Consider the following 17,844-nt stretch of genomic DNA (forward strand, 5'->3'; position numbering starts at 1 on the left):
GGGATTGCGGTCACACCGCCCTGCCCGGCCTGGACGACCTGTCTATCATCGCCAGCAACGCGTCGGCGACGCGGCTGCGGTGACGATGGGTGTCCCGCAGGACGTGAAAGTCACGTCGGGGCAAGCTGAACGGAACATGGTGCAGCAAACCGTTCTCGATGCCCGAAGCCACGACCGAGGCGGAAAGCACCGTCGCCCCCAAACCGGCCTCGACAGCGGCGCGGACGGCCTCGTTCGAGGGCAGTTCCATCGCGATCCGCAGGCGCTCGAGGGGGAAGCCCATGTCCTTCAAGGCCTGCTCGAAGACAGATCGCGTGCCCGAGCCGGGTTCACGCAGCACCCATGCGGTCCCGGCAAGGTCATCGCTCTCCGGCCTCGCGCCCTGCTGCGCCCAGGCATGGTCTTGTCCGACGACCAGCACCACCTGGTCCGACGCCACCCTGCTGCTTACGAGCCGGCTGCTTTCAACCCGGCCTTCGACGAAACCCAACTCCGCCGTACCGGTCTCGATCGCCTCGGCCACCTGCGCCGTATTGCCGATGGTCATGCGGATATCGATGCGCGGATGAGCACGCCGGAAAGCCACGAGATGGCGCGGCAACCAGTAGCTTGCGATCGTCTGGCTGGCCTGGACCGTCAGCGTGCCACGCTCCAGCTTGCCGAATGCGCCAAGCGTCAGTTCCGCGCGCTCCACCTGGGCCAGGATGATCCGTGCTTCGGCCAAAAACGCTCGCCCCGCTTCCGTCAGTTCGATACGGCGCCCTACCCGATCGAAAAGCTTTGCGTCATGACGTGCTTCCAGGCTGGCGATGGCATGGCTGACAGCCGACTGCGCCAGGTTGAGCGCACGGGCCGCCTGGGTCACATGCTGGCGTTCGGCGACGGCCACGAAAATCCGAAGCTGTTCCAGGGTCACGGCAAACGCCCCATCCAATCGAAGAACAAGATCATAAGTCGCTATAACATCTATTGAAGAGATGATTGCAGAATCCGCGGCATGCCGGCCACCGGCAGGCCGGAAGCTATGCCCGGAGGCCCGCCCCTGCTCCGGACATCACCCGCACGGCTCTGCTCTCGCGCCCCAGGGCACTGAACGTTCGATGCTCCTGCTTCCTGGCAGCAAGGGCATTTCGGCATCGCGGCCCGTGCGCCTAATGCTCTATCTCAGCCTTGCGCCGCCTGAAGGACGGGAGAATGGGCAGGAAGAAAACGATGACGGAAATGACAAGGCAGATCATCGATATCGGCTGCGTGTAGAAAATGCTGATCTCGTCGCCGGACATCACCATCGCCCGCCGGAAATTGGATTCCATGAGATAGCCGAGCACCAGGGCCAATACGATCGGGGCGGGATCGATCCGCACCTTCTGCAGGATGTAGCCCACCACGCCGAAGCCGACGGCGACCCAGACCGAGAAGATATCCTTGGATTCCGAAAAAGTGCCGAGCAGGCAGGTGGCCGCCACGATAGCGGTGATGACCCCGGGCGAAATCTGCGTCAGCCGCACCCAGAGCCGCGTGCCGTAAAGCCCGAGCACTACCATGAAAGGCATGCCCGCCAGGAGCGCGATATAGATCGAGTACGGCACCTCGGGGTGGCGCTCGAAGATCAGGGGGCCCGGCTGGACGCCGTGGATCGCCAGCGCCCCGATCAGCACTGCCGTGCTGGCCTTGCCGGGGATGCCAAGCGCGAGCATGGGCGCCAGCGCACCCGGCATGCAGGAGTTGTTGGCCGTCTCGGCAGCCACGACGCCCTCCGGGTTCCCCTTCCCGAAGGTTTCGGGCGACTTCGACACGGATCGTTGTATCGAGTAGGCAATGAGGGAGGCGATCGAGGCGCCCGCTCCCGGAATGACGCCGACGACATAGCCCACAAGCGTGCTGCGGATCATGTTCCAGCTATGTGGCCTGATCAGCTTGAACTGGCCCGCGACACTTGGAATATGGCGCAGCGGCTTTACCGGCTCGTCGGTCGTTTCGAGCATGCGAAGCACTTCCGAGAGGGCGAACAGGCCGATGAGCGCCGAGACGAAAGGAACGCCCGAAAGAAACCCTTCGACGATCGCGAACCGCGGAATGCCGTCGACCGGATCGGTGCCGATGGTCGTCAGCAGCAGCCCGAAAAGCAGCGCGATGATCCCGCGCGTCAGCGAGTCTCCCGACAGCGTGGAGATCAGGCTGAGGCCAAGCACGGTGATGGCGAAATATTCGGCGGGCCCGAAAGCCAGCGCGAACCTGGTCATCCAGCTTACGGTGAAGATCAGCAGGATCGTGCTCAGCACCGAACCGACGGCCGAGCCGAGAATGGACAGCGTGAGCGCCTGGCCCGCCTCGCCCTTCTGGCGCATCGGATAGCCGTCGAGCGCGGTGATGGCCGACGAGGGTTCGCCGGGGGTGTTGACCAGAATGGCCGGAATCGCGCCCGAATATTCGGAGGCCATGTAAAGAGTGATGAGCATCACGACCGAAACGATCGGGTCGAGGCCGAAACTGAAAGGAATGAGCAGCGCCATTCCGACGCCAGCCGACAGGCCGGGCAAGGCGCCGACGACGTAGCCTATGACGACGCCGGCAAAAAGGCCCAGCAGCACCTGCCAACTGGAAAAGGCGGCAAGGCCCACCATAAATCCGTCGATCATCTGTCTCCTCCGGACATTTGCTGACGAGATTAGCCCGGCTTTCCGGCGCGGACTGCAATCGAAGGGCGAAACGCAGCCGACGGCTACGGCAAGGGCGTACCGAGCATCATCTCGAACACCAGCTTGGTGAAAAGCAGGAACCCGCCGACATAGAGCGCTATGGCGATCGGATTGCGCCGGTTCGCGACGTAGAGAAACGCCGAAAGGAATATCGCCATCGCGATGTAGTAGCCGAAGGCGTCCATCATGAACGGGAACGCGATCAGCAGCACAATGCCGAGCAGCACGCGCATCGGCTGCCGCACGCTTACCCGCTCTCCCAGGCGGCCCGACACGATGCGCCGCACGCCGGCGCCCGCGAAGATGATGCTCGTCACGCCGAGCAGCGCCGCCAGCCCCTTGGGGAAGTCGGCGGCGCCGATCGCCGTGCCGGAGAAGTCCGGCAGGATGGACGCCTGGAAGAAGAACCAGCCCGCCAGGGCGGCGAGCGCCAGCCCGACGGCGATGTCGCTGATTTCGAGCGAAAGGGACAATGTGGCTGCGTCCGGCGTGGGCTCGCCGTGCGTTTCGTCCTGGTCCTTATGCATCTGCCTGCTCCGATGCCGATCAATTCATCGACAGTCGCTTCATCCACTCTTTGGTGACGGTGTCCTGCTGGCGTGCGAATTCGGTGAACTCGGTCGGCCCCTGGAACGCCGGCGTCAGCGAAGACTCCTTCATGTACTGCTGCAATTCGGGCGTCTCCATGACCTCCTTGACCGCGGCGGCAAGCTTGTTCTTGACATCGTCGGGCATTCCCTTCGGCCCGATGATCCCGCGCATCTGCTGCCACGAGGTGTCGGCGTCGTAGCCCTGTTCCTTGAAGGTCGGCACGTCGGGAAACTGCGGTACGCGCTCGTCGGCCATGACGGCAATGACGCGCAGGTTGCCCGCCTCCACCTGGTTCTTGACCAGGTCGACATAAGCGATGGCGACCTCGGCATGGCCTCCGACCGTGGCGGTCACGGCATCGCCGACGCTGTCGTAGGGAATCCAGCGGACCTTGCTGTTATCGAGATCGGCGGACTGCGCCATGATCTCCCAGGCGAAGTGGCCACCGGAGCCGCGCACGAAGCCGGCCATGATGACGCTGCCCGGCTTCGCGTTCGCGGCCTCGACAAGATCCTTCATGGAATTCAGCTTGCTGTCCTTGTTGACGACAAGCAGGTACGGCTCGTTCACCAACCGCGCGATCCAGTCGAAGCTGTCGACGTTGTACTGCTTCAGGGTCTGGTTGAAGGCGCCGATATGGGTGCTGGTGACGGATCCGATGGTGTAGCCGTCCGGCGCGGCCTTGTTGAGCTCCGCCAACTGCGCGGCCCCTCGCCCACCCGCCTTGTTCTCGACGGGAACCGCGACGCCGAGCGACTTTTCCAGGCCGAGCGCGATCTTGCGCGCCATGATGTCCGTCGCACCGCCCGGCGAAACGTGAAGTATGTAGGATATCGGCCGGTTCGGATAATCCTGCGCCGATGCCGATGCGCTGATGAAGCAGGCGGCCAAGGTAGCCAACGTCAGCTGCTTGAACATGCTTTCCTCCCGATTTTTGGAACTACGCTAAGTTCTGGCTTTGACCGCATACCCGCTCCTCACTTCGGGCCGGCCTGCCTCCACAAGCCTAACGATCGAGCCGACCCTATAGCGTAGTTGCGATTGATACAACTAAAAACTAAAGGGGGCGCCCCGGCATTTTCGCGGTCAGAAATCCACGCTCGCCGACAGGCAGAGGTGGCCGTTCGCGTCCCGCGCCCACAATTCATACCCGCTTTCGGCAGGGGCGCCTTCAAGGAATATCGGCTGCCCGACGAAGATCGGCTTCATCGCCCGGAACCCGAAGGTTTTTGCGCGCTGCGAGGCGACGTTGCGGCGCAGCGCATCGAAAAGCAACGTCGCGGTCAGTTGTCCATGCACGACGACATCCGGATAGCCCTCGACGGTGCGCGCATAGGGGGCGTCATAGTGGATGCGATGCGCGTTGAAGGTCACGGCGGAATAGCGGAACAAAAGCGCCGTATCGGTTTCCACCACCTCGCTCCACGCCGCATTGTCCGGCGCCGGCCTTGGCGGCGGCGGAGCCTCATCGGGCTTGGGATCGTCGCGGTAGACCAGCGTCTGCACCTCCGACAGCGCCTGCTCGCCATCGACGCGATAGGTGTTCTCGACCTTCAGGAACACCAGCACGCCGGTCTTGCCCTCCTTCACCGACACGCTCGCGATCCGGGCTGTTTTCTCGACCTCCTCGCCGATGCGCATCGGGCGGCCGAAGCTGATGTCGCTGGCCGCCCACATGCGCCTCGGCAGGCTGACCGGCGGAAGGAAGTCCCCGCGCTGCGGGTGCCCGTCCTCGCCCATCCGGCTGCGCGCAACCGCCGGCACGAAATAGAGCCATTGGCCGAGCCCCGGCACTTCGTCTCCTTCGCCGGCGCCGAAATCTCTCTCCAGTGCCGCGCCGAGCCCCCGCACCGGCCAGGCGTCGAGCCTTTCGCGCATGACCTGCGTGCGGCCGATCCACTCCCGGTACGTTGTCTCGTCGATGTCTGCCACGGGTGCCTCTGATGTTCGAAATGGACGGAGTTGCTATTGCAACTACTAATGTCCCGATCTAAGGTGGAAGTCAACAGCAGCAAGTGCGAGGAGCCACGATGGCCATTATCGACATCAAGACCGAAATTACCGGCAACGTGTGGAAGATCGTAGCCGAGGTCGGCCAGTCGCTCGAGGAAGACGACCCCATCATGATCCTCGAATCGATGAAGATGGAGATTCCCGTCGCCGCGCCGGAAGGCGGCAAGCTCGTGGCCATTCTTGCAGCGGAAGGCGACACCGTCACCGAGGGCACGGTGGTTGCCCGCATCGAAGCCTGAGGGCCCGGATGAAAAAGCTACTGGTTGCAAACCGGGGCGAGATCGCGCGCCGCATCTTCCGATCCGCCCGGGCTCTCGGCATCGGCACCGTCGCGGTCTATTCCGAGGCGGACGCCGCCGCCGCGCACGTCATGGAAGCCGACGAGTCGCAGGCCATAGGCCCGTCTCCGGCCCGTGAAAGCTATCTGGCCGCCGATCGCATTCTGGAAGCGGCGCGCCTGGCCGGTGCGGATGCCGTGCATCCCGGCTACGGCTTTCTGGCCGAAAACGCGGGCTTTGCCGAGCGCGTCGTCGCGGCCGGCCTCACCTGGGTGGGGCCTTCGCCTCGCTCCATCATCGAAATGGGCGACAAGCAGCGCGCGCGTGAACTGGCGCAGGCCGCCGGCGTGCCAATCGTCCCCGGCTCCTCGCGCTTCGCTGTCGGCGAGACCGAGACTATCGAGGCTGCCGCCGAAGCCACAGGCTATCCGCTTCTGGTCAAGGCCTCGGCCGGTGGCGGCGGCATAGGCATGCGGCGCGTCGACCGGCCCGACCAACTGCGCGTGACGGTCGAGGCGACCCAGTCGATGGCGCAAAAGGCGTTCGGGGATGGCTCCATATTCCTGGAACGCTTCGTTCCCAAGGCGCGGCATGTCGAAATCCAGGTGTTCGGTTTCGGCGCCGGCAAGGCGGTGCACCTTTATGAGCGCGACTGCTCGCTGCAGCGCCGCTTCCAGAAGGTGATCGAGGAGAGCCCCTCGCCCGGCTTGCCGGCGCAGGTACGCGCCGCGATGACATCGGCCGCCATCCGGCTGTGCGAAAAGACGCGTTACGCCGGCGCCGGCACGGTCGAATTCATCGTCGATGCGGAGAACTTCGAGTTCTTCTTCCTCGAAATGAATACCCGCATCCAGGTGGAGCATCCGGTCACCGAAATGATCACCGGGCTCGATCTGGTCGCGATGCAACTCGACTTCGCGCGCGGCAGGCTCACCGGCATGGAACAGGCGGAGGTGGCGACCAAGGGCCACGCCATCGAATGCCGGCTATACGCGGAGAACCCCGCCAAGATGTTCCTGCCTTCCCCGGGAACGCTGAACGTCTATCGCCCCCCGGTCACCGGGGCGGACCTGCGCCTCGACAGCGCCTACCGCGAAGGCGATGCGGTCACGCCCTACTACGATCCGATGATCGGCAAGCTGGTGGCGTGGGGGGAGACGCGGGACCAAGCGATACACCGGGCCGTCAAGGCGCTGGACGAATTCGCGATCGAGGGCCTTCACACCAACCGCAACTTCCTCGTTGCCTGCCTGCGGGACGAAGCATTCGTCTCCGGCGATGTCTTTACCGGCTTCATCGAGGCTCATCAGAAACGGCTCGCGGCCGCGTGAAACAAGGAGTTTAGCATCATGTTCAAGGCAAATACGCTACTGGGCGACCGTATCTGGTCGCCTGATTCGGCCAACCGCCTCACCCGCGGCCTGGTCCTGTCCGTCGCCGGCTCGATGTTCATCGCGGCCTGCGCGCGCATCCAGGTTCCCATGTGGCCGGTGCCGATCACCATGCTCACCTTCGCGGTGCTGTTCGTGGGCCTGGTCTACGGGCCTCGCCTGGCAGCGGCGACGGTTTCGCTCTACCTCGCGCAGGGGATCGCCGGATTGCCGGTCTTCGCGGCAGGAAGCGGGATAGCCTACCTGATGGGGCCGACCGGCGGCTACCTGCTCGCCTGCCTGCCCGCCGCCTTCGTGGCCGGCACGCTGGCGCAACGCGGCTGGGGAACGCAAGCCGGGCGCGTGTTCCTCGCCATGCTGGCCGGCAGCTTCATCTTCTATCTCGTCGGCGCGGGTTGGCTGGCCGGTTTCGTCGGCCCCGAGAAAGCGATCGCCGCGGGCGTCGTTCCCTTCCTGGTCGGCGATGCGCTCAAGGCGATGCTGGCGGCGGCCTTGCTGCCGGCCGCATGGTCGCTGCTGCCGCGCGACGCCTAGGTCCCGGCGCGGCCGGCCCGCGAGGCTGGCCGCGCGTTTGCAACGCGCAGGAGCGCATGCTAACCCGGAAGCCGGGTTGAAATATGGGCAAGGAGCACGATTTGACCGCGAAGATTGCCGTCGTCGGCGCCGTTCCCGGCACGCTGGTCGCGGATCTGAAACGGCTCGGCTTTACGGAATACGAAGCGCGGATCTACGTCCAGCTCCTGCGCGAAAGCCCTGCCACGGCCTACGAGATTTCCAAGAGCGCCGGGGTTCCGCGGCCGAACACCTACCACGCACTGGAAGCGCTGTCGCAGCGCGGAGCGGTCCTGCCCGTCAGCGAAACGCCCGTGCGCTACATCGCGGCGCAGCCGAAGGAATTTCTCGACAGCCTGGCCCGCCGTACCAGCGATCTTTGCGCCTCCGTGGGAAACCAGCTCGCGAACATGGCCAAGCCGCTCGACGATCAGTATGTCTGGACGCTGACCGGCGAGTCGGCAGTGCGCGAAAAGATCGCTTCCCTGATCGATTCGAGCCAGTCCATCGTCATGGTGAAGGCCGCCGACGACATGCTGCGACAGCACGTCGAGTCGCTGCGCGCGGCGGCCGCTCGCGGTGTCGAGTTCCTGATCGTGCTGTTCGGGCCGAACGCCGACGAGTTCCGCTTCGCCGAAAATTCGCGCGTCTATATCCACGAGGGCAATGGCGTCCGGATGGGAACGACGGACAACCTGTTCACCGTCACCTCGGACCGGAAGGAAATGGTGACGGCGGTGATGGCCGAGGAAGTCACGGCCGTCCACACGCGCAACCAGCCGATCGTCAACATGGCCGAATCCCTGATCCGCCACGACTACTACATGGCCGAAATCTTCGATCGCCTGGGGCCGCAGATCGACGCCAGCTTCGGCCCCTATCTGCGCGACCTGCGCCTCGCCTGTTTCACGCCCGAGCAGGCGGCTTCCTTCAAGACCAAAACCGGCCTGACCTGAATAAGGCGCCAGGCCGGTCCCGCGCCTTCATTTGCGGGCAGCCAATCGCCGCTCCAGGTGCCCGACGATGGCCAGCGCCCGGGCCATCGCCGGAATCTCGTCGAATACCGGTACGCGGGCACGCGTGGCTCGCTCACGGTACTGATGGCGCTTCTGGTCCAGTTCCGGCGAACGGTCGGTGCGCAGCGCCATGGCGAAGTGCGCCACGCCCGGCCATTTGCGCAGCGTTTCCTCGACCACGGTGAAAAGATTGTCGATCGGATCGACCGTGCCCCGGCCGACGAAGGCGGCGAGGTTGAGGTGCATGGCGACGGCATCCGGGCTTGCATGGGTGAAGACGTGCTCGAGGATTTCGCCGGCAATCCAGCCATCCTTTTCCTGCAAGGTTCTCACCGGCGTGTCGATCGGGTTGGCGGTGCTGGTGCCCGGCGGCAGGCCCATCGCCGCCAGCGCGTCGCGCGCAGCACCCTCGAACGGCGCGATGCTCAGCCCCATGCTGGCGAACACGTCGGTGCCGAGAACACTCGAACCGCCGCCGTTTCCGAAAAGGGTGATCTCGTGCGTCGGCTTGTGGGGGCGCAGGTCGAGGTGCTGGAGAGCGAGCAGGGCGTCGATGAATTCGTCCACCGTCGAGACAAGCGCCACCGCTGCCTGCTTTTCCAGCGCTTGCCATGCCCGGTCGTCGCCAGCCAGCGCACCCGTGTGAGAGGCCGCCGCGAGGCGCCCCTGCGAAGAACGCCCCCCCTTCAGGATGACCACCGGCTTGGTGGCGCGCTCGGAACGCAGCAGGTCGAAAAAGGCGCGCCCGTCCTTGATGTCTTCCAGGTAGACGCCGACGGCCTTGGTCTGCGGATCGGCAAAATAGAAGTCCACCAGTTCCTGCGGCTGCACATCGGCGCTGTTGCCGATACTGACCAGCCCGGAAAAACGCAGGCCGCGCCACTGGCCGCGCTTGACGATGTCGGTGCTGAGACCGCCCGACTGCGACACGATACCGATCCGGCCGGTTTCCTTCGGCGCGCCGGCCGGAAAGGTCAGCCCGCCGCGCGGCGAGTAGGTACCGAGGCAGTTCGGGCCGATCACCCTCACCCCGGCAGCGCGCGCCTTTTCCACGAGTTCCTGCTGGAGATGCTCCCCCTCCTCGATCTCGCCAAAGCCGGAGGATATGACCTGGGCGATGCGGCAGCGCCCGTTCGCCGCGCCGAGGACGTCAGGGATGCGCGCGGCGTTGATCGCCACATAGGCATAGTCGACCGGCTCGGGCGTCTCGGCCAGCGAAGGGTAGGCCTTGTAGCCTTCGATCGCTTCGGCCGTGGGGTGTATCGGATAGATCGCGCCGCCATAGCCGAAGTCGCGCAGGCGGCGGATGAAGGTGTTGGCGATCGCCACGTCCTTGGTGGATGCGCCCAGCACCGCGATCGTCTTCGGCTCGAACAGCGGACGGAATTCCTCGAGTACGGGCTTCGGCGCCGGCGCAGCCGCCACCGCCTCGTCGCGGGCAAGGATGAAGCGGGCATCGACCGCGACGACGCCCTCGCCCGTCGCGATCACCGGGTTGAGGTCCACCTCGGCGACATGATCGCCCAATGCCATCAACAGGCTGTTCTCGCCGCCGACCTTCAACATCGCGTCGACCAGCGCTTCCTCGTCCACCTTGGCCCCGCCGCGAGCACCGCGCAGCAGCGCATGACCCTTCAGTTCCGCCAGCATGGCGCGCGCCTCGTCCCGGGAGACCGGGCAAATGCGGAAGGCGACATCCTTGAGCACTTCCACGAAGACGCCGCCAAGACCGACCATCAGCATGGGTCCGAAGCGGGAATCCCTGAACCCGCCGATGACGATCTCCAGGCCGGCGGGCGCCATCTCCTCGACCAGCCAGCCTTCGACATGCGCCGAAGCGATGCCCGGCTTCTTGGCCATCTCGCCGACCGCCGCCGCGACCGCCGCGGCATCGGCCAGCCCGAGCGCCACCCCGCCGACATCGGACTTGTGCAGGATCTCGGGCGAGACGACCTTGACCACGAACGGCCCCTTCATGCCGGCGGCCAGGGCGGCCGCATCGGCGGCGTCACGCGCCACTGCCGAACGCGGCACATCGATGCCGACCTGCCTGAGCAGCGACTTGCCCGTCGCTTCGTCGAGCGACGTCTTTCCGGCCTCCAGAGCACGGATTACGATCTCGGCCATGGGCCGGACCTGGATATCCATGACGCTCTCCTCAGAAACTGGTCGGCCAGGTGCGCATGAGATGCTGGCCAACGCCGGCGGAGCGGCGGCGACGCTGTATCTCGAACATGCGGATGAGGTAGGCTCGCGTCTCCTGCGGCTTGACCACGTCCTGCGCGGAGAAGATGCGCGCCATGTCCCAGATCTCCAGGTCCTTCTGGATATGGCCCAGCGCTTCCTCGAACCCTTCCTCGCCGGCCTTGAGGTTATGGACGATGCTGGTGGCGAAGACGGGATCCATGAACGAGACCTCCGCCCCCGGCCAGGCGATCATGGCGTCGTTGTGGGCGCCGCCGCCCATGGCCACATAGGCGCGCCCGTAGGCCTTGCGGCAGATCACCGTGATCTGCGGCACCGTCGTGAGGCAGGTGGCGTTCATGAAATTCATGATGTGGCCGGGAGCACCACGGCGCTCGGCGTCCGTGCCGACGACGAAGCCGGGCGTGTCCATCATCCGTACCAGCGGGATGTTGAAGCTGTCGCACATCACCGTGAAGTCGATGATCTTGCGGCAGGCCTCGGCTGAAAGCGCGCCGCCGCCGACATTCGGATTGTTGGCGATGACGCCGGTGACCTTGCCGTCGAGGCGGGCCAGCGCCACCATCGCCGAGCGGCCGAAACGCGGCTTGAGTTCGAAGACGCTGCCCTTGTCGAAGATCAGCTCGACGATCTTCTTCATGTTGTAGACCTGCGTCCTCTTCTCCGGCAGCACGTCGAGGATGCGCTCCTGGTCGAGGCCGGAGCCTTCGGAAACCGGCGCGTCCGGCGGCAGTTCGCCGTTGTGGCTTGGCATGTAGGACAGGAACGTTCGCAGCGCGCGCATGGCCTCCTCGTCGGTATCGACGAAGTGGTCGATGAGGCCGGTTTGTTCGGCGTGCAGCCGCCAGCCGCCCAGGTCTTCGAGGTCGACGTTCTCGCCGATGGCCATCGAGACCAGGCGGGGACTCGACACCGACATGATCGAGCCCTTCTTCATCACCGCGAAGTCGGAGCAACAGCAGAGCCAGGCGGACGAGCCGAAGGACGTATCCAGCGCGGCGGCCGCCCACGGCGTGTCGCGCATGCGGCGAAACTGGGTGACGTCATTGCCGAGCATGGTGCCCATGCCCTTGGACCCCATGGCGTCCGGAAGCCTCGCCCCGGTGGATTCGCCGACATGGACGAAGGGCATGCCCTTCTCGGTGCAGGTCTTGCGGATGTAGCCGATCTTCTTGGAATTGGTGGTGCTGGTGGAGGCGCCCTTGGTGGTGAAGTCGTTCACCACCACGCCGACATCGCGGCCGTCGATGCGGCCGAAGCCGGTAATCTTCCCGTCCCGCGGCGTCTTGGCGGCGTCGGCATCGAAAGACGACTGGCCGAGAAGGCCGACCTCGAAGAAGGAGCCCGCATCGACCAGCGCGTCCAGACGTTCCTGGGCGTTGAGTTGGCCGGCTTCGCGCCGCTTGGCAAGCTTCTTGGGTCCGCCCATCGCGCTCGCTGCCTCGCGCCTCCTATCGAGTTCGGCCAGCATTTCGTCATGCGCCATGGCAATGTCTCCTCGCTCTTGCAATTCTAGTGAAAGTGGCGGCTTTCGACCGTGACGCGCTCCAGCACTTCGCGATCGAGGGTCGGGCGATAGCCGCCCGGGATGTGAATGGAGCCGGCTTCGAAGCGCAGCGGCTCGACCAGCAGGCTTTCGCGCGATTTCAGGAAGCCGTTGAATTCCCCGGCATTGCGGATCGTCTCGCGCGCCACGCAGGCCTCGAGCCAGGCATGGATGTCGCTGCCGAGGCCGTCGCCGAGCACCGGCTCCATCCCGCCGGAACGGACGGCGCGCAATCCCGCTTCCAGCCGCTCCAGGCCGCCGAACCGCTTCAGCTTGAGCTTGCAGAAGCGGACATTCGCAATCCCGGCGGCGCGCTCGATGTCCTCCAGCGTACAGATCGGTTCGTCGAGCATCAGCGGAACCGTCGAGGCGTCGGCAACGGCCTCGTTCGCCTCCCAATCGCCGGAATCGCAGGGCTGTTCGAACAGGGCGATGTTTTCCGGATTGAGCTGCCGCGCAAACTCCACCCCCTGATCCCGCGAATAGGCGCGATTGGCGTCGAGGCGCAGCGTCGCGCGGCCGCCAACCGCATCCTGGATCACGGCGACCCTTTCCAGGTCCCCAGCCACGTCCTTGCCGACCTTGACCTTGAAGGTCCGGAACCCCTGGTCGAGCCATTCCTCGACCTCGGTTCGGATCTCGTCTTCGCGAAGCCCGTTGATGGGCGTCAGCAGCGGCAGGGTCACCGGTTGGGGAAACTCGAGGAGGCGGTTGTTCTCCAGGACTTCGAGCGCCGACACCAGCGCCGTCGTGGCGACCTTGGATTCTGAAAAATGCTCGAGTGCTGCAGCCTTGGCCGCCTGCGGCTCCCGACCGACGCTCTCGGCCAGCCGCGCGCACAGGAAAGCCCAGCCCCCCTCGCGCGTCTCGCTGCTCGATCCGGGCGAGATGTGGGCGTCGGCAAAACCGACCCGGCCGTCGGCATCCTGCACTTCAACGACATAGGGCTCGAAAGTCTCGAAGGTCCGATAGGAAAGGCGGTACGGGCGATGAAGCGGCAGTTCGAGCCGCCGCAGGCAAAGTCGGCTAATGGGCGCCACTGGCCTTTCTCCTCTCAATAACCCTCTTCAGGTTTCCGGTATTTAGTAGTTGCTATAGCTACTACGTCGATCTAGTTTAAATGCGCGCAACATGCAACAGGCTTGAGAGATCATCGGGGAGATGGGCACAGGCGAGAGCGCCGGCCGGATGCCGGGTGAGGCCGGCGAGGTATTGCCAAGCCGTTGATGCCCCTTGAGAAGGACAGGAAATTCATGCAGGCAAGACCACTTCGCAGCGCTCTCTACATGCCCGCCTCAAACGCGCGTGCGCTTGAAAAGGCACGCGACCTCGATGTCGATGCGGTCATTTTCGACCTCGAGGACGCCGTCTCGCCGGACGCCAAGCCCGAGGCGCGCCAGCAGGCCGCCCGCGTCGTCCGCGAAGGCGGCTATGGCCGGCGCCAGGTCGTGGTCCGGATCAACGGCCTTGGCACGCCATGGGGTGCGGACGATCTCGAAGCCGCCGTCGCGGCCGCTCCCGACGCCATTCTGGTTCCCAAGGTCGGCCACCCGGACGATCTTGCCGCGCCGCAGGCCGCGATCGCCGCAGCGGGCTCCTCAAGCCGCCTGTGGGCCATGATCGAGACCCCCGCCGCCTTCGGCAACCTCTATGCGATCGCCGGGGCAACGGGCGACGCGCTACCGGCCCTGTCGGCGTTGGTCATCGGCACCAACGACCTCGTCAAGGACATGCGCATGCGCGTCCAGCCGGCGCGCGCGAACCTCGTGCCCATGCTCGTCGCCTGCGTCGCCGCGGCCCGAACCCATGGCCTGCAGGTAGTCGATGGCGTCTACAACGCGCTCGAAGACCCTGCCGGTTTCGAAGCCGAATGTATCCAGGGCCGCGATCTCGGCATGGACGGCAAGTCCCTGATCCATCCGCGCCAAGCCGGACCTTGCAACGCCGCGTTCACACCCACGGCCGAGGAAATCGCCCGGGCGCGTCTTCTCGTGGAGCTTTTCGACCGCGCCGAGAACAGCAATGCGAACGTGCTGCGCGTCGATGGCCAGATGGTGGAACGGCTGCACGCCGATGCCGCTCGCCAGATGCTGTCCCTGTGGGAAGCCGTGACGGCCTGATGGAGGGATGAGTTGCTGAACGATCTGGTCCGCCCGCTGCCCGGCATGGCCGGGGTCGACCATGTGAGCCTGGCGCAGGCCGGCGAACTCGACCTCGGCGATCTTGCGGAGCTGCCGCGTTCGCTGCTGGTGCTCGCCGAGGGCATCCTGCGCGGGCCCGGCTCGCGGGAACAGATCCGTGACGGGCTGGCGGCCCTGAAGCCGGAGACTCAGGGTACGGCCATCCCCTTCCAACCCGGCCGCGCCCTGCTCCAGGACTTCATGGGCATCCCGCTGATGACCGACCTCGCCTCGATGCGCGATGCCCTGGTGGCGCGCGGCGCCGATGCGCTTCTCGTTCAGCCGCGCATCCCGGTGGACTTCGTCGTCGACCACTCGCTGGTGGCAGCTTATGCCGGCCGCGCCGACGCGCGGATGTTGAACCGGCAATTCGAGATGGAGCATAACGCGGAGCGTTTCGCCTTCATCAAATGGTGCCAGAAGAACTTCGACGGGCTGCGCGTCATCCCGCCGGGACGCGGTATCATGCACCAGGTCAACCTGGAATGGCTGGCCTCGGTGGTGCGCACCGTGGACCGGCCCATGATGGCGCCGCTCGCCGTGCCGGACACGATGATCGGCACCGACAGCCACACGACCATGGTCAATGCCCTCGGCGTGCTCGGCTGGGGCGTGGGCGGACTGGAGGCGGAAGCCGCCATCCTGGGCATGCCGTCCGACATGGCACGGCCGAAGGTCGTCGGTGTCCGCATCGAGGGGCGTCTGGCGCCGGGGGTTACGGCGACCGACATGGTGCTTCATCTTACCCAGATGCTGCGCCGGCTGGACGTGGTGGGCGCCTTCGTCGAGTTCCACGGCCCCGGCGTTTCAGCCCTTCCGGTGGCCGACCGCGCAACCATTGCCAACATGGCCCCCGAATTCGGCGCCACCTGCGCCTATTTTCCGATCGATGCAGGCACGCTGAGCTATCTCGCCCTGACCGGGCGCGACAGCCGCCACATCGACCTTGTCGAGGCCTACGCAAGGGCGCAAGGCCTGTGGCAGGACAGCGACGGCGGCTCGGCTCCGGCCTTCGACGAGAACCACGTCTTCCACCTCGACGCGGTCGAGCCTTCACTGGCCGGTCCGGTCCGGCCGCAGGATCGCGTCAGCCTGCCCCAGGTACCGGCTTCCTTCGAAAGGCGGATGGCAGAGATCGGTGTCGCGGCACCGACAAAACCGCACGGCGGGATCGATCACGGGGCGGTTGTCATCGCGGCGATCACCAGTTGCACCAACACGTCGAACCCGGCCGTGATGATCGCCGCCGGGCTGCTGGCCCGGAACGCCGTCGCACGCGGCCTGCGGGCCAAGCCATGGGTCAAGACCTCGCTCTCTCCCGGGTCGCGCATCGTGACCGACTATCTGGACGAGGCGGGGCTCACGCCGGCGCTCGAGGCGCTCGGCTTCCACAACATCGGCTACGGCTGTGCGACCTGCAACGGCAATTCAGGCGCCTTGCCGCCGGCCGTCGCCGAAGAGGTTCGCTCCCGCGACCTGTGCGTGGCGGCGGTTCTTTCGGGCAACCGCAACTTCGAAGGCCGCATCCACCCGCAGGTCAAGGCCGCCTATCTCGCGTCGCCCCCGCTCGTCGTCGCCTACGCCATCACCGGGACGATGCATGTCGACCTGTCGAGCGAACCGCTGGGCATCGACCCGCAGGGCAAGCCGGTGATGCTGGCCGACGTGTGGCCGAGCGAGGATGAAATCGCGGCGGCCGTTCACCGCCACGTGCGCGCAAACCTGTTCCACGGCGCCTATGATTCGAGGATCGAAAGCACGCGCGCCTGGGAAGCGCTCGCGACCCCGCCCGGTCCGCAATTTCCCTGGGATCCCGCCAGCACTTTCATCGGCCCCTCGCCTTTCGTGACCGAAAGCAGCGGCGCGCCGGGGCGCGGTTCCGACATGACGGGGCTGCGGCCATTGCTGGTTCTTGGCCACTCCATCACCACCGACCACATCTCGCCCAACGGCGCGATCCGCCCCGACTGCCCTGCCGGGCAGCATCTGATCGCCTCGGGCGTAGAGCCGGGCAAGCTCGGCAACTACGGCGCGCGGCGCGGAAACCCCGCTGTCTGCCTGCGCGGCATGTTCGACAACCGCCTGCTCGAAAATCACCTTGTCCCCGGCCAACGCGGCAACAAGACACGCGTCGCCGGGGATGAAGACCTGCTCCCGGTCTTCGACGCCGCGCAGCGCCATCGGGCGCGAGGCACGGGCTGCGTCATCGTCGCGGGACGCAACTACGGCGCCGGTTCCTCCCGCGACTGGGCCGCCAAGGGCGTGGCGCTGCTCGGCGTGCGGGCGGTCCTGGCGCAGAGCTTCGAGCGAATCCATGCGTCCAACCTGGTCGGCATGGGCATCCTGCCATTGCTGTTGCCCGACGGGTTGGAAGCCGCCTCGCTCGATGTGCAGGCGGAGGATTCTTTCGACCTCGATGTCGACCTGCACGCTCTGGCTATGGACATGCCCGTTCCTGTCACGCTGCGCAGGCGAGATACGGTGCAGCAATTCACTGCCCGCCTCCTCGCAAGGACGGAAGCAGACATTGCCTTGCTCGAAGGTGGCGGGCTGTTGCCCACGCTTCTGGACCAGCTCTGCCGCAACGACAGGTAACCAGGCGCACCGCCGGCCCTGAAATCCTTTAGAGAAACACCGCCAGGGGTTACGTCTGCCGCTGCATGGACATAGTCGATCATCATCATGAAATCGAAGACAGGCTGGGTGGCCGGGCACTCGCCTGCTCTCTCATCACCTGCCGGAGGCAGGAGAAAATGCGGGGATCACTCATCTGCGCCACATTGAAGCGAAGGAACGGCGCGGCCGACTGGGACACGCTGAACACGTTACCGGGCGCAAGAACGATCCGATGCTCCATGCACCGTCGTGCTATCGCCGCCGAATCCAAACCTTCGGGAAGGCGGCACCAGAGGTAGAAGCCGCCTCGCGGGATCGTCCACGGTATGATGCCGAGGGCGGCCAGCCGACCGACGGCTTCGGTCCGTGCCCTGGCAAGGCGCCGGCGCACCTCGTCCATGTGCCTGCGATACGTGCCCCCAGCCAGCACCCCGGCGATCAGTTCGGTGGCAACAGGGCTCGGGCCTCCAAAGTTCGTCGCCACCTGAAGATCGACCAGCCGCTCGATCCAGTCCGCCGTTGCCGCGATATAGCCACAGCGGACGGAGGCCGAGAGCGTCTTGGAGAAGCTCCCTATCCTGATGACGCGGTTGAGGCCGTCAAGGATGGCAAGGCGCGGCGACAGGCTGGGTTCAAAATCCGCGAATATGTCATCCTCGACGATCGTCAGCCCATGGGCGGTGGCGGCGCTCAACACGCGGTAGGCGGTCTGCGGCGATAGGCTCGCGCCCGTCGGGTTGTGAAGCGCCGAGTTGGT

Annotated in this window: 15 protein-coding genes; 6 read left to right on the forward strand and 9 right to left on the reverse strand. The window is 65.6% G+C overall.

Annotation, left to right across the window (positions count from 1 at the left end; all coding sequences use genetic code 11):
* Positions 1-10: 10 nt before the first annotated feature.
* The 5 genes from ACFOHJ_RS09470 to ACFOHJ_RS09490 form a co-directional block, all read right to left on the reverse strand.
* Complete coding sequence (locus ACFOHJ_RS09470; RefSeq protein WP_378220256.1) at positions 11-916, reverse strand: LysR family transcriptional regulator; 906 nt, start codon at positions 914-916, stop codon at positions 11-13.
* A 235-nt stretch (positions 917-1,151) separates the two neighbouring features.
* The gene (locus tag ACFOHJ_RS09475) at positions 1,152-2,639 is read right to left on the reverse strand and encodes a tripartite tricarboxylate transporter permease (protein ID WP_378220257.1); all 1,488 of its coding nucleotides are present in this window, start codon (positions 2,637-2,639) and stop codon (positions 1,152-1,154) included.
* An 83-nt stretch (positions 2,640-2,722) separates the two neighbouring features.
* A complete protein-coding gene (locus ACFOHJ_RS09480; RefSeq protein ID WP_378220258.1) occupies positions 2,723-3,226 on the reverse strand; it encodes a tripartite tricarboxylate transporter TctB family protein in 504 nt (167 codons plus the stop codon).
* A 19-nt stretch (positions 3,227-3,245) separates the two neighbouring features.
* Positions 3,246-4,208 (reverse strand): Bug family tripartite tricarboxylate transporter substrate binding protein, encoded by a 963-nt coding sequence (locus ACFOHJ_RS09485; protein ID WP_378220259.1) that lies wholly within the window; start codon positions 4,206-4,208, stop codon positions 3,246-3,248.
* A 168-nt stretch (positions 4,209-4,376) separates the two neighbouring features.
* Positions 4,377-5,222 carry an FAS1-like dehydratase domain-containing protein gene (locus ACFOHJ_RS09490; RefSeq protein WP_378220260.1) on the reverse strand — a complete coding sequence of 282 codons (846 nt, stop codon included), beginning with the start codon at positions 5,220-5,222 and terminating at the stop codon, positions 4,377-4,379.
* A 98-nt stretch (positions 5,223-5,320) separates the two neighbouring features.
* On the opposite strand from ACFOHJ_RS09490, the gene ACFOHJ_RS09495 reads away from it, so the two are divergent.
* The 4 genes from ACFOHJ_RS09495 (at position 5,321) to ACFOHJ_RS09510 (ending at position 8,480) form a co-directional block, all read left to right on the forward strand.
* Positions 5,321-5,542: an acetyl-CoA carboxylase biotin carboxyl carrier protein subunit gene (locus tag ACFOHJ_RS09495; RefSeq protein ID WP_378220261.1), complete on the forward strand. Its 222-nt coding sequence runs from the start codon at positions 5,321-5,323 to the stop codon at positions 5,540-5,542.
* A gap of 8 nt (positions 5,543-5,550) precedes the next feature.
* Positions 5,551-6,912 carry an acetyl-CoA carboxylase biotin carboxylase subunit gene (locus tag ACFOHJ_RS09500; protein WP_378220262.1) on the forward strand — a complete coding sequence of 454 codons (1,362 nt, stop codon included), beginning with the start codon at positions 5,551-5,553 and terminating at the stop codon, positions 6,910-6,912.
* An 18-nt stretch (positions 6,913-6,930) separates the two neighbouring features.
* Positions 6,931-7,506 carry a biotin transporter BioY gene (locus tag ACFOHJ_RS09505; protein WP_378220263.1) on the forward strand — a complete coding sequence of 192 codons (576 nt, stop codon included), beginning with the start codon at positions 6,931-6,933 and terminating at the stop codon, positions 7,504-7,506.
* A gap of 101 nt (positions 7,507-7,607) precedes the next feature.
* On the forward strand, positions 7,608-8,480 hold the full coding sequence (locus tag ACFOHJ_RS09510) for a TrmB family transcriptional regulator (RefSeq protein WP_378220264.1): 873 nt from the start codon (positions 7,608-7,610) through the stop codon (positions 8,478-8,480).
* A gap of 27 nt (positions 8,481-8,507) precedes the next feature.
* On the opposite strand, the gene ACFOHJ_RS09515 is transcribed toward ACFOHJ_RS09510, so the two are convergent.
* From ACFOHJ_RS09515 to ACFOHJ_RS09525, 3 genes are read right to left on the reverse strand one after another with little or no spacing between them, the layout of a single operon-like run.
* On the reverse strand, positions 8,508-10,688 hold the full coding sequence (locus tag ACFOHJ_RS09515; protein WP_378220265.1) for an acetate--CoA ligase family protein: 2,181 nt from the start codon (positions 10,686-10,688) through the stop codon (positions 8,508-8,510).
* 10 nt (positions 10,689-10,698) lie between these two features.
* The gene (locus ACFOHJ_RS09520; protein ID WP_378220266.1) at positions 10,699-12,231 is read right to left on the reverse strand and encodes an acyl-CoA carboxylase subunit beta; all 1,533 of its coding nucleotides are present in this window, start codon (positions 12,229-12,231) and stop codon (positions 10,699-10,701) included.
* A gap of 26 nt (positions 12,232-12,257) precedes the next feature.
* On the reverse strand, positions 12,258-13,331 hold the full coding sequence (locus ACFOHJ_RS09525; protein ID WP_378220267.1) for a mandelate racemase/muconate lactonizing enzyme family protein: 1,074 nt from the start codon (positions 13,329-13,331) through the stop codon (positions 12,258-12,260).
* Positions 13,332-13,544: 213 nt separating this feature from the next.
* Here ACFOHJ_RS09525 and ACFOHJ_RS09530 point away from each other — a divergent pair, with 213 nt between their 5' ends.
* Both ACFOHJ_RS09530 and acnA read left to right on the forward strand, forming a co-directional pair.
* Entirely contained in the window at positions 13,545-14,411 is an 867-nt protein-coding gene (locus ACFOHJ_RS09530) for an HpcH/HpaI aldolase/citrate lyase family protein (protein WP_378220268.1), read from the forward strand.
* Between the two features lie 12 nt (positions 14,412-14,423).
* Positions 14,424-17,066 carry an aconitate hydratase AcnA gene (gene acnA / locus ACFOHJ_RS09535; protein ID WP_378220269.1) on the forward strand — a complete coding sequence of 881 codons (2,643 nt, stop codon included), beginning with the start codon at positions 14,424-14,426 and terminating at the stop codon, positions 17,064-17,066.
* An 85-nt stretch (positions 17,067-17,151) separates the two neighbouring features.
* On the opposite strand, the gene ACFOHJ_RS09540 is transcribed toward acnA, so the two are convergent.
* Positions 17,152-17,844, reverse strand: a 693-nt coding sequence (locus ACFOHJ_RS09540) for an aminotransferase-like domain-containing protein (protein WP_378220270.1), incomplete at its 5' end; no start/stop codon positions are given.

This window comes from Aquamicrobium soli, assembly GCF_042646345.1.
GTDB classification, from domain to species: domain Bacteria; phylum Pseudomonadota; class Alphaproteobacteria; order Rhizobiales; family Rhizobiaceae; genus Mesorhizobium; species Mesorhizobium soli_A.

What these genes read in the sequence shown, in the direction of transcription:
- ACFOHJ_RS09475 (WP_378220257.1), bottom strand. Translation starts at nt 2,639, where the DNA reads ATGATCGACGGATTTATGGTGGGCCTTGCCGCCTTTTCCAGTTGGCAG.
- ACFOHJ_RS09495 (WP_378220261.1), top strand. Translation starts at nt 5,321, where the DNA reads ATGGCCATTATCGACATCAAGACCGAAATTACCGGCAACGTGTGGAAG.
- ACFOHJ_RS09530 (WP_378220268.1), top strand. Translation starts at nt 13,545, where the DNA reads ATGCAGGCAAGACCACTTCGCAGCGCTCTCTACATGCCCGCCTCAAAC.
- ACFOHJ_RS09515 (WP_378220265.1), bottom strand. Translation starts at nt 10,688, where the DNA reads ATGGATATCCAGGTCCGGCCCATGGCCGAGATCGTAATCCGTGCTCTG.
- ACFOHJ_RS09500 (WP_378220262.1), top strand. Translation starts at nt 5,551, where the DNA reads ATGAAAAAGCTACTGGTTGCAAACCGGGGCGAGATCGCGCGCCGCATC.
- ACFOHJ_RS09520 (WP_378220266.1), bottom strand. Translation starts at nt 12,231, where the DNA reads ATGGCGCATGACGAAATGCTGGCCGAACTCGATAGGAGGCGCGAGGCA.
- ACFOHJ_RS09480 (WP_378220258.1), bottom strand. Translation starts at nt 3,226, where the DNA reads ATGCATAAGGACCAGGACGAAACGCACGGCGAGCCCACGCCGGACGCA.
- ACFOHJ_RS09505 (WP_378220263.1), top strand. Translation starts at nt 6,931, where the DNA reads ATGTTCAAGGCAAATACGCTACTGGGCGACCGTATCTGGTCGCCTGAT.
- ACFOHJ_RS09485 (WP_378220259.1), bottom strand. Translation starts at nt 4,208, where the DNA reads ATGTTCAAGCAGCTGACGTTGGCTACCTTGGCCGCCTGCTTCATCAGC.